The 13,710-nt window shown below is 73.0% G+C and carries 10 protein-coding genes; 5 read left to right on the forward strand and 5 right to left on the reverse strand.

Annotation, left to right across the window (positions count from 1 at the left end; translation table 11 throughout):
- Positions 1 to 357: 357 nt before the first annotated feature.
- Positions 358 to 1,806 (reverse strand): alpha-amylase, encoded by a 1,449-nt coding sequence (locus tag OIE53_RS00795; RefSeq protein WP_327024614.1) that lies wholly within the window; start codon positions 1,804 to 1,806, stop codon positions 358 to 360.
- Between the two features lie 337 nt (positions 1,807 to 2,143).
- Here OIE53_RS00795 and OIE53_RS00800 point away from each other — a divergent pair, with 337 nt between their 5' ends.
- Genes OIE53_RS00800 through OIE53_RS00815 form a run of 4 tightly spaced genes read left to right on the forward strand, consistent with a single transcriptional unit; the run spans position 2,144 to position 6,576 of the window.
- A complete protein-coding gene (locus OIE53_RS00800; protein WP_327024615.1) occupies positions 2,144 to 3,718 on the forward strand; it encodes a ferric reductase-like transmembrane domain-containing protein in 1,575 nt (524 codons plus the stop codon).
- Between the two features lie 2 nt (positions 3,719 to 3,720).
- Complete coding sequence (locus tag OIE53_RS00805) at positions 3,721 to 5,181, forward strand: NADH-ubiquinone oxidoreductase-F iron-sulfur binding region domain-containing protein (RefSeq protein ID WP_327027016.1); 1,461 nt, start codon at positions 3,721 to 3,723, stop codon at positions 5,179 to 5,181.
- Positions 5,182 to 5,240: 59 nt separating this feature from the next.
- On the forward strand, positions 5,241 to 5,510 hold the full coding sequence (locus tag OIE53_RS00810) for a TlpA family protein disulfide reductase (protein WP_327024616.1): 270 nt from the start codon (positions 5,241 to 5,243) through the stop codon (positions 5,508 to 5,510).
- Positions 5,511 to 5,547: 37 nt separating this feature from the next.
- Positions 5,548 to 6,576: a cytochrome c biogenesis CcdA family protein gene (locus OIE53_RS00815; RefSeq protein ID WP_327024617.1), complete on the forward strand. Its 1,029-nt coding sequence runs from the start codon at positions 5,548 to 5,550 to the stop codon at positions 6,574 to 6,576.
- Here the strand turns inward: OIE53_RS00815 and serS are convergent.
- The 4 genes from serS to OIE53_RS00835 form a co-directional block, all read right to left on the reverse strand.
- Entirely contained in the window at positions 6,514 to 7,794 is a 1,281-nt protein-coding gene (gene serS / locus OIE53_RS00820; RefSeq protein ID WP_327024618.1) for a serine--tRNA ligase, read from the reverse strand. The genes OIE53_RS00815 and serS overlap by 63 nt on opposite strands.
- A 178-nt stretch (positions 7,795 to 7,972) precedes the next feature.
- Positions 7,973 to 9,097 carry a DNA polymerase III subunit beta family protein gene (locus OIE53_RS00825; RefSeq protein WP_327024619.1) on the reverse strand — a complete coding sequence of 375 codons (1,125 nt, stop codon included), beginning with the start codon at positions 9,095 to 9,097 and terminating at the stop codon, positions 7,973 to 7,975.
- Between the two features lie 34 nt (positions 9,098 to 9,131).
- Complete coding sequence (locus OIE53_RS00830; protein ID WP_327024620.1) at positions 9,132 to 10,310, reverse strand: saccharopine dehydrogenase family protein; 1,179 nt, start codon at positions 10,308 to 10,310, stop codon at positions 9,132 to 9,134.
- 54 nt (positions 10,311 to 10,364) lie between these two features.
- Complete coding sequence (locus tag OIE53_RS00835) at positions 10,365 to 10,763, reverse strand: hypothetical protein (protein ID WP_393341668.1); 399 nt, start codon at positions 10,761 to 10,763, stop codon at positions 10,365 to 10,367.
- 159 nt (positions 10,764 to 10,922) lie between these two features.
- Between OIE53_RS00835 and OIE53_RS00840 the strand changes: the two genes are divergently transcribed.
- A complete protein-coding gene (locus tag OIE53_RS00840; protein WP_327024622.1) occupies positions 10,923 to 13,709 on the forward strand; it encodes a helix-turn-helix transcriptional regulator in 2,787 nt (928 codons plus the stop codon).
- The last annotated feature ends 1 nt before the right edge of the window (position 13,710 follow it).

Raw genomic sequence — 13,710 nt, forward strand, 5'->3', positions numbered from 1 at the left:
GGTCGGGGGTGGGGTGGGCAGCGCGTCGACGACCACCACCGGAGTTCCCGGGGGTACCTCCTTGAGCAGCAGTCGCTGCCCGGCGGGGGTCAGCCGGATGCAGCCGTTGGTGGTTTTCCGACCCAGTTCCCCGTCGTGGTACCAGCCGCTCGACGATGATCTGGTTCCGCAGCTCGACCGTCTCGAAACCGCCGGGTGGCAGCCACGCCAGCTTGCCATCCACCCCCCACCCCCAAACCCACCTGCCGCCCCTCTCCGAGCAGAGCTGCTCAAGAAGTTGCGTCGGGATCGAGCTGGTTCCCGACGCAACTCCTTGATCACGGAAGCGAAGCGAGGAGGGGGAGGAGGGGGGTGAGGTCAGGAGAGGCGGGCGGAGAGGTGGATGGCTAGGGCGTCGTGGGCGGGGACGTTGGCGGTGAACCAGCCGTTGGCGTCGACCGTGATGACCGGGCCGGAGCAGGTGCCGCCCGAGAAGGTGCCGTGGATGATGTCGCAGTAGCGGCCGGCGGGCAGGCCGGTGTAGTAGGAGCGGCCGTTGATGGCGAAGTCCTCGTCGTTGATGGTGATGAAGCCCTTGCCGGTACGGCTGAAGGCGATGTGCTGGTAGCCGTTGTCGTACCAGTTGCTGACCCCGGTGCCCTCGGTGGCGTTGCGGAAGCCGACCATGTTCGCGATGACCGGCCAGCGGTGCTCGCACTCCCAGCCGGAGTAGCAGACCGTGTTGCGGGTCTTGTTGTTGCTGTCCGAGGGCGGGCCCGCGTCGCGGCTGCTGTAGGTGTAGCTGGACATCACCGTCGGCGAGCCGTACGGCCAGGCCAGCATGAAGGCGTTGGCCAGCGCGTAGATGCCCCGGTCGCGGTAGGTGAGCACCCCACCGTCGTCGCGTTGGGTGTCGTGGTTGTCGATGAAGACCGAGGAGACCCCGCTGGGCAGGTGGCCCCAGCCCGCACCGAAGTTGTGCAGGTAGGCCAACCGCTCGGATCGGAAGACCCGGGCCAGGTCCTTGCCGTAGCGGAACTCGTGCACGTCGCCGTTGCCGGTGTACTCCTCGGGCCGGATGGGCTCGCCGGCACCGTAGATGACCTCCTGCACGATGTACGGGCGGCGGTTCAGTCGACTGAGGATGTTGGCGATGTCGGCGGCGGGCATGTGCTTGCTGGCGTCCAGCCGGAAGCCGTCCACTCCGAGGGAGAGCAGGTCGTTGAGGTACGCGGCCAGTCGCGAGCGGACGTAGTCCGAGCCGGTCTTCAGGTCGGCCAGGTTGACCAGCTCGCAGTTCTGCACCTCGTACCGGTCGTTGTAGTTGACGATGTCGTTGTTGCCGTTGCGACCGCAGTAGTGGAAGTCCTGCGCCTGGTAGATGCCGGGGTAGACGTGGTGCTGGTACGACGACCCGGCCCAGCCGGTGCCGCCGCCTGACTGGCCGGACATGTGGTTGACGACGGCGTCGACGATCACCTTGACGCCGGCCGACTGGCAGGTCGCGACCATGGACCGGAACTGGTCGCGGGTGCCCTTGCGGGACTCGATCCGGTAGCTGACCGGCTGGTACGCCACCCACCACTGGTTGCCGCGGACGTGCTCCTGCGGGGGTGAGACCTGGACGTAGCCGTAGCCCTTCGGGCCGAGGGTGCTGGTGCACTCGGCGGCCACCGAGGGCCAGTTCCACTCGAACAGGTTGGCGATGACCTTCTTGCCGCCGCTCGGGGCGGCGACGGCCGGGGGTGCCGTCACGACGGTGGGGGTGAGCAGGGTGGCGATCGCGCCGAGGGCCACGATCGCCGTACGGAGTCGACGTCGGTGCATCGGAAGCTCCTGGGGGAGTGGGCGGTTGCCGGCATCTTGCATCGATGCTGAAAGATTTCAGCAAGATTACAAGTTGATTTCACGGGCTGTCAACGTATGGACCTGCGTCAGTGTCTGAGTGGGGTCTACACGCGCCAGGCGTGGGGGTGGTTCGACAAGTCGTGGAGATTTTTTCGGCGCGGGCTGATCCGTCCGGCATCCGACTGCGTACTGGAGTGGGGAACAGGGTCGGCCGGTGGTACGCCGCCGCGAGACGATCGAGGAGCACATGGCCCGGGCTATGCAGAACGAGACGCCGCCTGCCGTCCGTACCAGCAGCAGCAGTAGAGGGGTCCAGGTGGCCTCCCGCGGCCAGATCCTGGCGCTGTCCGCGTCCGGGCTCGCCGCGCTGTGGGCGCTGGTCATGCTCACCGGCGCGGGCCAGAAGGCGTACGCGATGGGGTTCTTCTTCACGGAGTTCTTCGCCGGGGTGATCGCCCTCGTCGCGCTGAGCCTCACGGTGATGATGGGTCTGCTCTCCACCGACCGGCTGGTGCTGCTCATCCGGCACCGGGTCCTGTTGCAGTCCGCGCACCGGGCCACCGGCATCCTCGGGGTGGCCGGCCTGGGCTTCCACGTCATCACCAAGATCACCACCGGCCGGGCCGGGATGACGGACGCGGCCGTGCCCTTCGTCGGTGGGCGGGGCCTCTACGTCGGGCTCGGTACCATCGCCGCGCTGCTCATGGTGAGCGTGCTGTGGACCGGGATCATCCGGGCCCGGTTCGCCGACATCGGTCCCAAGTGGGTGTGGAGGGCCCTGCACTCCCTGGCGTACCTGTCCTGGCCGTTCGGCATCTTCCACGGCCTCGGGGCCGGCCGCCCGCCGGCCACCTGGGTCAGCCTGAGCTACGGACTCTGCGTGGTGCTGGTCGTGATGGCCCTGCTGGTCCGCCTCTCGGTGACCCTTCAGCGGCGCAGCCGGGAGCGACACCAGGCCGCCGCCCTGAACGAGGCGATGACCGGCAAGGGCAGCGACGAGACCCGGCCGAAGACCCTGCTCGGCAGCCTGACCAAGCGGGCCGGTGAGGGGGAGCGGACCCGCCGCGACACGAGTTGGGCGGAGAGCACCTCCGGTACCTGGGCCAGCCCCACCATCCGGCGCAACAACCCGGAGCGGTTCACCGTGCCGGTGGTCCCGCAGCCGGGCACCCTGCGCGAACCGGTCCGCCCCGGCCGAGAGCGCCGCGAGGAGGAGTTCGAGCCGGCCGCCCGGCGTACCTCCTGGCGCGAGGAGGAGGACCTGGAGCCGGCCCCGCGCCGAGTCCGGCGTGACGACGACCTGGAACCGGCGCCGCGTAGGTCCCGACGGGACGAGGAGTCCAGCCGCCGACGCTCCGCCCGGCGGGAGGAGGACTACGAACCGGTGGCCCGCCGCTCGACCCGCCGCCGCGACGAGGACCTGGAGCCGGAGGTCGACCGGGAGCCGGGCGGTCGGCGCTACCGCGACGAGGAGGGGTACGGCCGGTCGCGGCGCTCGCGCTCCGAGGTGGAGGCCGGTACCCGCTACTCGGCACCCCCCGAGCGGACCGTCGAGGAGCCGGAGGAGCCCTGGGACAGCCCACGCCGCTGGGAGTCCACCGCGCCGATCTCCGGTTCACCGATCTCCGGGTCGCCGATCTCGGCGGCGCCGCGCAGCGGGGGTGGGCGGCACAGCGCGGACGACGAGGGGCCCGAGGCGGAGACCGACTACTGGCGGCCCCCGGCGCGGTACGCCCCGGAGGAGGTCGCCGAGGACGACACCCCGACCCTGGTAGACCTGGCCGCCCGGCGGGCTAAGCGGGCCGCCGGAGACAGCCGGCGTCGCCGCCGGGCCGACCCGGACTCGGTAGACGGGGCCTACTGGGCCGGCCTGCGAGGGGAGGCCAAGTGACGATGCGCACCACCGTGCCACCGGTCGCCTGTATCGGCGAGCCACGGCTCACCGCCGGGTTCGCCGAGTTCGGCCGCCTGGACCTGCGGGCGCACGACATGGTGCACGGCCCGATCAGCCCGATGGAGCCGTCGGCCCTGCTGCGGCTGGCCGAGGGCATCCAGCTCAAGGGCAAGGGCGGGGCAGGGTTCCCGTTCGCCCGGAAGCTGCGGGCGGTGCTGGAGTCCTGCGAGCGCCAGGACCTGCCCCCGGTGGTGGTGGTCAACGCCACCGAGGGCGAGCCGGCCAGCTGGAAGGACAAGGTCATCCTCACCCGGGCACCGCACCTGATCCTCGACGGTGCCGCCCTGGCCGCCTTCGCCCTGGACGCCGAGGAGATCGTGCTCTGCGTGGCCGACGACCTGATCGGCCGGGACTCCCTGATGGAGGCGCTGGAGGAGCGCCGGATGCCGGTGCCGACCAGTGTGGTCACCGTGCCGCACCGCTTCATCAGCGGCGAGGGCGGTGCCCTGGTCAACGGGATCAACGGCCTGCCGCACATCCCGCCCGGTACGAAGAAGCGGTCCAGTGACTCCGGCGTCAACAACCTGCCCACCCTGCTGTCCAACGCCGAGACGTACTCCCAGTTGGCCATCGCCGCCCGGCTGGGCCCGTACGAGTACGCGGCCCTCGGCACGGACGACGAGCCCGGCACGGTGCTGCTGAGCATCACCGGCGCGGCCAAACGCCACGCGGTGGTGGAATGCGCCGCCGGCACCCCCCTGCGGGAGATCCTCGAACTCTGTGAGGTGCCCGAGGGGCCCGGCATCCTGATGGGCGGCTACCACGGCAAGTGGATCACCTGGGAGGCGGCGAACAAGGCCGAGGTCTCCCGCAAGGGACTGGCCGCGGTCGGCGGCACCCTCGGCGCCGGCATCATCGTCCCGCTGGCCAACGACACCTGCCCACTGGGCGAGGCCGCCCAGGTGGTGCGGTATCTGGCCGGGGAGTCCGCCGGGCAGTGCGGCCCCTGCAAGCGCGGGCTGCCGGACCTGGCCCGCGCGGTCGACCTGGCGGTCTCCGGCAGCGCCCCGGTGGAGGTCGTCCGCGCCGCCGCCGGAGACGTCAAGGGACGCGGCGCGTGCAGCCACCCGGACGGCACCTCCCGGTTCGCCCTGTCCGCGATGGAGGTCTTCGCCGAGGACCTGAAGAAGCACACCACCGGAGAAGGCTGCGGGCGACGGGTCAAGGGCGTGATGGGCCTGCCCGGTGCCCCCGACCCGGACCCGCAGAAGCTGGTCCTGGACTGGTCCCGCTGCGACGGTCACGGCCTCTGCGCCCACGTGGTACCGGACTTCATCCGGCTGGACCAGAACGGGTACCCGGCCTTCCCACCCACCCCCGTGCCCACCTGGCTGCGGGAGGGCGCCTCCAAGGCGGTCAAGGTCTGCCCGGAGCTGGCCCTGCGACTGACCAAGGCCTGAAAGCCGCCCGGCAGCCTCTGGCTGGCCGGCGGCGACGCCCGGCCAGCCAGGCCTGGACGGTGGCCGAGATCGCCCCGGGGTTCCGGGACACCGTGCCGATCGTCGGAGTGGCCGGGCTGGGCGAACACCGGGCGATGACCGACTTCGTCAGCGAGTTCGAGTTGGCGCCGGTGCCGCAGCTCGATGACCGGGAGGGTGCGCTCTGGCGGCGCTTCGGGGTAACCGAACAGAGCATCTTCGTGATCATCGATCGGGAGGGTCGGGTGATCCACAAGGGTTGGCTGGACGGGGAGGACCTCACCCGCCGGGTCACCGCCCTGGCCGCCTGATGCCAAGGTCGTCGTACCGGCGTGGGGGACCCGGCTGATGGAGGCCACCCTGCTGCTGGCGTTGACCGCGGGGATGCTCGGGGCGGTCAACCCGTGCGGCTTCGCGATGCTGCCGGCGTACCTGTCGCTGCTGGTGGCCGGGGCTCCCGACAGCGGTGGCGCGGTACGACGGGCGCTCACCGCCGCCGCCGCGCTGACCCTCGGGTACGTCGTCGTGTTCGGTGCCTTCGGCCTGGCCCTGGCCCCCCTCGCCGGCTGGCTGCACCCCCGGCTGCCCTGGTTCACCGTAGGGCTGGGGCTGCTGCTGGTGCTGCTCGGCTGCTGGCTGCTCGCCGGCCGACGACTACCCACCCCGGGGGGCCTGGCCCGGGCACCCCGACTGACCCGTTCGCTGCCGTCGATGGTGCTGTTCGGCATGGCGTACGCGGTCGCCTCGCTGGGCTGCGCCATCGCCCCGTTCCTGGCCATCGTGGTGACCAGCCTGCGGGCCGAGACGCTGCCGCGCGGGCTGGCCCTCTTCGGGGCGTACGCCCTGGGGATGGGTCTGGTGGTGGCGGTGGCCGCCCTCGGCGTGGCCCTGCTGCGTGGGGAGGTGGTGGCCCGGCTGCGTGGCGCCGGCGCCTGGGTGCCCCGACTCAGCGGCCTGGTGCTGCTGCTCGCCGGCGGCTATGTCGCCTGGTACGGCTGGTACGAGGCCCGCCTGTTCGCCGGCCACCGAGACGCCCTCACCGACCCGGTGATCGTCGCGGCAGCGCAGGTCCAACGCTGGCTGGCCACCACCCTGGACACCGCCGGCCCCACGCTGCTGCTCGCCCTCCTCCTAACCACCCTCACCCTCCTGACCCTCCTCACCCACCCCCGCCGCCCCCCTGACCCCCGCGATCTTGCACTTTCTGTCCCGACAAAGGGGGCAGATGCGGACGTTTCAGCGACCAAAAGTGCAAGATCGCCGCAGAGGTCGAGGGCGCGGGGAGGGGAAGAGGGCGAGGGCGAGGGAGAGGGGTTAGCGGGGGGTCAGGCGGTCGGTGCCCAGGCGGTCGCGGAGGACCTCGGGGACCAGGACTGAGCCGTCGGGCTGCTGGAACTGCTCCAGGATGGCCGGGTACAGCCGGCTGGTGGCCAGGGCGGAACCGTTGAGGGTGTGGACGAAGCGGGTCTGCTTGCCGCCCGGCTCCCGGTAGCGGATGGCCGCCCGGCGGGCCTGGTAGTCACCGCCCCAGGAGACCGAGGAGACCTCCTTGTACTTGCCGGTGCTCGGCATCCACACCTCGATGTCTAGGGTCTTGCGCATCGAAGCGCTGGAGTCCCCGGCGGCCAGCAGACTGCGCTGGTAGTGCAGCCCCAGCCCTTCGACCAGGCTCTCCGCGTGGGTGACCATCTGCTCCAGCGCGGCCTCGGCCTGCTCGGGCAGGGTGAATTGGAAGATCTCCACCTTGTTGAACTGGTGGCCGCGGACCGTACCCCGCTCGTCCGAATGGGACCCGGCGGCTTCCCGCCGGTAGCAGGGGGTGTACGCGAACACCCGCAGCGGCAGCTTCGCGGTGTCCAGGATCTCGTCCTGGTACGCCCCGAGGATCGCGGTCTCCGCGGTGGGCAGCAGGAACTGTCCACGCGGGGCGGACTGCTTGTCCAGGTGGTAGACGTCGTCGTAGAACTTGGGGAACTGGCCGGCGGCGAAACCGGCCGTGTCCAGCAGCAGGTGCGGGGGGAGCAGGAACTCGTACCCGGCCTCGATGTTGCGCTCGATCAACCAGTTGATCAGCGCCCACTCCAGCCGGGCGCCCAGCCCGGTGTACATCCAGAAGCCCGACCCGCCCAGCTTGACCCCACGCTCGTGGTCGACCAGACCCAGCATCCGGCTCAACTCGACATGGTCCCGCAGCTTCTCGATGACCGGCGGGGAACCGAAGGTCTTGACCACCCGGTTGGCTTCCTTGCCACCGGAGATCACGTCGTCGGCGGGCAGGTTGGGCAGCTCGCTCATCACGGTACGCAGCCGGGACTGCACCTCGTCGAGCTCGGCCTCCAACTCGGCGACCTGCTTGCGCCCGGCCTCGTCGGTCACCTGCGGCTCGACACCGGCCCGCTTGGCCTGCGCGTACGCCCGGGCCTCGGCCTTGCGACGCTGCCGCTCCCCGTCGATCTCGGTGATCAGCCGGCGGCGTTCCCGGTCTAGGTGCTGGATCTCGTCCAGCGCCTGGTCGACCTCGGCGGCATCGAGCCGCTTGGCCAGCGCGGTCGCCACCGCGTCGCGATCCTTACGGATCAACTCCATGTCGAGCATGCTGCTCCGTACCTTCAGGTCAGGCGGACCCGCTGATGCTACCGCCGGACACCGACCGTGCTGCCTCCCGCACCCGACCCTCCTCCATCCGGGCCCGACCGGCCCGGCACACCCGCCCACACCACCGGTCCAGCGCTCACCGGCGGATCAGAGCGCGAGGCGGATCAGGCGTCAGCGTTCACAGGCGGATCGGCATCAGGATGGAGAAGGCGCCCTGGTCGTCCGGGCGGCGGATGGTCAGCGGGGTGAGCGGGCTGTCGAGCTCCAGGGTCAGGTGCCGGCCGCCCGCCGCGTCCAGCGCATCGAGCAGGTAGTCGCCGTTGACGCCGACCCGCAGTTCGGTGCCGTCCGCGCCGACCCGGTCGCCGCCGTCGGTCAGGTCGCCGCCGTCGGTCAGGTCCTCCGGGCCGAGCAGACGGAGGCGGTCCGGGGTACCCAGGCCGAGCACGGTCACCGGCCAGGACCGGCCGGCGTACTCCCGCAGGAGGGTCGGTCCGCCCGCCCGCAACGCGGCGACCAGCCAATCCGCGTCGACCGGAACCCGCCGGGCGGCATCGGAGCGCGGCAGCAGCACGTGGTAGTCCGGAAACTCCTCCGGCAGGGCGGTGGCGCGCAGTTCCTGCTCGGCCACCTGGGCTACCAGCGACGAGGCGGACAGGACCAACTCGACCTCACCCTGCTCCGGGCCATTTGGAGAGGGGGTGTCCAGCAGGCGGCGCAGGGCCTCCACCGCCGCCAGGGGCAGCAGGGTCCGCACCGGCGGGCCCTGCACCACCGCCTCGGCCGTCGCCACCGCCAACCGGTGCCGGTCGGTGGCCACCAGTTCCAGGCCGGTGCCGGTCACCTCGAACAGCACCCCGGTCAACCCCGGCACCGCCGGGTCGGTGCCGACCGCGAACCGCACGGCGTCCATGGCGGCGACCAGCGCGGCACCGGTCAGGGTCAGCCGGGTCAGGGTGGCGGGCCGCTCGGCCGGCAGCAGGGACCGGATCCGGGACACCTCCCGACGAGCGTCGGCCAACCCCTGCTCCAGCCGCCGCAGGTGGGTGTCCAGGAGCCGGTGCACCACGGCCGGTTCGGCGCGTACCGCCTCGGCGATCTCGGCCACCGGCATGCCGGCCCGGCGTAGCCCGGCCACCAGCCGGGCGGGCGCCACCTGGTCGTGGGTGTAGCGGCGGTAGCCGGTCACCGGGTCGACCCGGGCGGGCACCAGCACCCCGGCGGCGTCGTAGAACCGCAGGGCGCTCACCGTCAGTCCGCTGGCCCGAGCCAACTCGCCGATGCTGCGCAGGTCACTGTCCACCCCTCAGATCGTGCCCCCTCGACCTGCTTGAGGGTCAACCCGCCGAAAGGACCTCGAAGGTCAGGCCGGCGGCGGTCAGGCGGTGCAGCAGGGCGTCGCCCATCGCGGTTACCGGGGTGACCTGCCCGGCGGTGGGCGGCAGGTCGTCCAGGGCCAGGCAGAGGGCCGACTCGGCGAGCATCTTCGCGGTCTCGTCGTACCCGGGATCTCCGCCGGCCACCTCGGTGACCACCCGTCGGTCGCCGCCGCGACCGACGAACCGGACCCGGAACCACGACCTGGCCCGCTGCTCCGGGCTGGGTCCCTGCCCGGAGGCGAGTCGGCCGAGCAGCCAACGCCGGGTCGGCGGCAGTTTCACCAGGGCGGTCAGGGCCCCCAGACCGGCACCGGCGGCCAGCACGGTCGGCAGTCGCCGTACCGCCGCGAAGTGTCGGTAACGGAAGTCCGGGCCGTACTCCGGGCGGGCCGCGGCGGATCGGCGGACCACCTGGGGGTCGATGGTGGGCAGGGGTACCGCCCAGACCGGCAGGTCGCGGGAGCGGGCCACCTTGCCGGGCACGGCCCGCACCTGGCGGCCGGTCGGGCGGGGCTCCACCGCGCGGCGTTCGCGGGCCGCCCGGGCGGTCTCGGCGGTACGCGAGAAGGCGGTCAACGCGGAGTGGTAGGTGCCGGCGGAGACCCGGCCACCGGCGCGTACGTAGCCGTCCACGGTGATCGGCACCTCGGCGGGCAGGTGCTTGATGGTGAACCAGACCCCCAGGTCATGGGGGATGGAGTCGAACCCGCAGGCGTGCACCAGGCGGGCGCCGGTGCGTACCGCCTCGGCGTGGTGGCGCACGTACATCAGGTCGACGAACTCCGGTTCCCCGGTGATGTCCAGGTAGTCCGTGCCGGCGGCGGCGCAGGCGGCCACCAGCGGCTCCCCGTGCCGGATGTACGGCCCTACCGTGCTGGCCACCACCCGGGCGGCCTCCGCCACCGCCCGCAGCGACCCCGGGTCGGTGACCTCGGCGGTGAGCAGGGGCAGGGTGGCCAGGGCCGGGTCGATCCCGGCCAGCCGGTCACGGACGGCGGCCAGCTTGTCCGGGTTGCGTCCGGCGATCGCCCACCGCAGCCCGGGTGGGGCGTGTCGGGCGAGGTATTCGGCGGTCAGCCCGCCGGTGAAGCCGGTAGCCCCGAACAACACGATGTCGTACGCCCGCTCCGCCGTCATCCCGCGATGATGCCAGGCCGCCCGGTCAACCGCTCGCTACCGCCGTGTCCGCACTCAGCCCGCGCGGCCGGTCGGCGGCAGTTCCCCGGTCTCGGCCAGCTGCTTGGCCTGCCACAATGCGTGCCGGACCGCCAGCCGGGGGTCGTCTGCGACCAGATGCGCACCCAGCCCGGTGGGGTCGGCCACCGGCCGGGCGGCCAGTTCGGTGCGTCGCCCGTCGGGCGGGCCGCGCAGCTCCACCTGGACGGCCCCGTCCAGCCGACGCAGCGGCTCCGGCCAGATCCCGGCCGGCAGCACCTCCTCGGGCGGCCGGGCGATGGCGATCACCTGCCAGGACCGGGTCCCTCCGGAGGGCGCACCGGTCCGGCCGCGCAGCCGACGGCCCAGGGCGGTGCGCAGGGCCCGCAGGGTGGCCGTACCGAGGACGCCGAGCACCGCGAAGCCCGTTCCCACCCGTCCCACCGGTACCCCTTCCGTCGGCCGATCTCCACCCTCACCGTGGTCGGGGTGAACCCGGCTCCCCCCGAAGGGGTGAACCGCCCGGGGCCGGGTAACCGCCGGCCGCAGGACCCCAGGGGGAGGGGACACACGGCCGTGGGGGTGGGGGACCGGATGGCGCAGGACCGCAGAAACCTCCGGACCGCCGTACCGGGCGCTCCACCCGTGCTGGCCTCCCGGCTGTCCCCGGCCGCCCTGCCCGAACCGGTGGTGCTGCGCCCCCGGCTGGCCCGGCTGCTGGACGAGGCCGTGGCCCGACCGGTCACCCTGCTGCGCGCCCCGGCAGGCTGGGGAAAGACGACGGTGCTGGCCTCGTGGCGGCAGGCGGTCACCCAGGCGGGTGGGGCAGGACCGGCCTGGGTCTCCGTCGAGGCCGGGGACGACGCGGACCGGCTCTGGGCCTACCTGGCCGCGGCCCTGCGCTCGAGCATCGAGGCGGACCCGACGGCGACCCCGATCCCTGATCGGCCGCCCGGACCGGACGAGTTGGAGGTGCTGGCCGCCGCCCTGGCCGCCCGGGAACAGCCGGTGGTGCTGATCCTGGACGACCTGCACCGGGTCACCGATCCGGCGGCGGTGACCGGGCTGGAGTTCCTGCTGCGGCACACGGACCAGCGGCTGCGCCTGGTGATGGCCGGGCGTCACGGCCCACCCCTGGCGGTGCAGCGACTACGGCTGGCCGGTGAGTTGACCGAGATCGGCCGGGAGGAGTTGGCCTTCACCGGCGACGAGATCGCCGACCTGCTGACCGCGCACGGGGCGGCGGTGCCGGTGGCGGCGGTACGGCGGCTGCGGCAGCGGACCGAGGGCTGGCCGGCGGCCCTGCGCATCGCCGCCCTGGCCCTGCGCCAGCAGTCGGATCCGCAACGGTGGATCGACCAGCTCGGGGCCGACCAGCCGGAGATCGCCGGCTACCTGCGCGAGGAGGTGCTCGCCGGGCTGGCCCCGCAGGACCGGGAGCTGCTGCGCCGGGCCGCGGTGGCGGACACCGTCTGCGTCGGGCTGGCCGGCGCGCTGACCGGGAACCCGGCCGTCGAGGAGCGGCTGAGTGCTCTGGCCGAGGACGCCGGGTTGCTGCACCACGACGGGGGCAGCCCGGCGTGGTACCGCTGCCATCCCCTCCTGGCCGACCTGCTGCACCGCGAGTTGGCTCGACTGCCTGCCGAGGAACTGCGTGACCTGCACCTAAGCGCCCAGGGCTGGTACGCCGACAACGGTCGACCGGCCGAGGCCCTGCGGCACGCCCTGGCCGCGCAGGACTGGATCACCGCGGTCGACGTGTTCGTCACCCGATGGCCGGAACTAGTCCCGGCGGGCCGGGGGGACCGGTCCGGACCGCCGCCCCCGGCACCCCCGCCGGAGGCGGTGACCCGGGATCCGGAACTCGCCCTGGCCTGCGCCGTCGAGCGGGCCCTGCACGGCGACCGGGAGGCGGCCGAGACCCGACTGCGGCTGGCCGCCGAGCCCGCCCGCCGACTTCCCGAGCCCCGCCGGACCCGGTACCGCCGGCTGGCCGCCGCCGCAGACCTCGCCCTGGCCCGGCTGACCGACAACCCCGCAGCCGTACGCACAGCCGCCACCCGGTTGCTAGCCACCAGTTCCTTCAAGGGGGGTGTTCCGGGCGCGCAGGACGCGGGTGCCGCCGTCACTGCCTCCCCGAGGGCCCTGGACGCGCCGGAACCCGCCGCCGGTGTGCCGCGTACCGCAGACAGTGCCGACGTGGCGGCGGTGGCCGGCGCGGAGTTGGCTCGACTGGCCCTGGAGGCCGGGGAGTTGACCGAGGCGGCGCAGGGGTTCGAGGGGGCGTTGTCGGCGGCCCGGGTGGCCGGCCGACTCCGCCCGGAGCTGGTCTGTGCCAGCCGTGGGGCACTGCTGGCGGCGCTGCGCGGCAACCTGCGGGCGGCCGAGGAGATGGCCCGTGCCGCCCTCGCCCTGCCCCCCTGTCAGGGCTGGTCGGCGCCGCTGGACTGCGGCTACGCGTACCTGGCCCTGGGGTTGGTGGCGCTGTGCCGGGACCAGCCGGCGGAGGCGGCGGCGAACCTCACCCTGGCCGCGGCGGCCACCGGCGACCCCCCGGTCGGGGCGGTGGCGGCCTGGTGCCAGTCCCTGCTGAGCCGGGACGAGGGGGACCTGGGGCAGGCGCACCGCCTGCTCGTGGCGGCCCGGGAGTGCTGGTCGCCGCGAACCGGCCCGTTGGCGGCCCGGCTGCTCGCCGCCGACCTGGAGCTGCACGCCGCCCGGGGTGACCTGGCCACCGCCCGTGAGCTGGCGGCCGGTGCGATGGCGCAGGTCAGCACCCCCGGGCGGGACGAGTCCACGGCCGTGCTGGCGGTGGCGGCGGCCCGGGTGGAGCTGCGGGCCGGTGACCCGCACGCCGCCGCCCGGCTGCTGCCGGACTGGGCGGCCGGGACGGCAGCCGACTGGCCCCTGCCGGTACGCCTGGACGCCGCGCTGCTGGACGCGGTGCTGGCGGCCACCGAGGGCGACCACCGCCGGGCGGGGCGCATTCTGGAACAGGCCCTCGACCTGGCCGCCCCCGACGGTCACCGTCGGTCCTTCCTGCGGGCCGAGCCGGGCCTGCGGGACCTGCTGGCCGCTCACCTGGACGCCGGTACGGCGCACTGGCCGATGGTCAGCGACCTGGTCCGAGCGGTGGACACCCCGGCGGAATCGACCACCTCGGGTACCTCCGTGGCGGCGGCTCTGGACGAGCCCCTGACCGAGCGGGAGCTGACCATCCTGCGCTACCTGCAGAGCATCCTGTCCAATGTGGAGATAGCTGCCGAACTGTCGGTGTCGGTGAACACCGTCAAGACCCACGTACGCAACATCTACCGCAAACTCGACGCCACCCGCCGCCGCGACGCTGTCCGCCGCGCCCGCGAACTGCACCTCATCTAGA

The sequence above is a fragment of the Micromonospora sp. NBC_01739 genome, assembly GCF_035920385.1.
Classification (GTDB): Bacteria; Actinomycetota; Actinomycetes; order Mycobacteriales; family Micromonosporaceae; genus Micromonospora.

Coding starts and splice junctions, on each gene's coding strand:
- OIE53_RS00795 (WP_327024614.1), bottom strand. CDS start 1,806: ATGCACCGACGTCGACTCCGTACGGCGATCGTGGCCCTCGGCGCGATC.
- OIE53_RS00805 (WP_327027016.1), top strand. CDS start 3,721: ATGCGCACCACCGTGCCACCGGTCGCCTGTATCGGCGAGCCACGGCTC.
- OIE53_RS00815 (WP_327024617.1), top strand. CDS start 5,548: ATGGAGGCCACCCTGCTGCTGGCGTTGACCGCGGGGATGCTCGGGGCG.
- serS (WP_327024618.1), bottom strand. CDS start 7,794: ATGCTCGACATGGAGTTGATCCGTAAGGATCGCGACGCGGTGGCGACC.
- OIE53_RS00830 (WP_327024620.1), bottom strand. CDS start 10,310: ATGACGGCGGAGCGGGCGTACGACATCGTGTTGTTCGGGGCTACCGGC.
- OIE53_RS00840 (WP_327024622.1), top strand. CDS start 10,923: ATGGCGCAGGACCGCAGAAACCTCCGGACCGCCGTACCGGGCGCTCCA.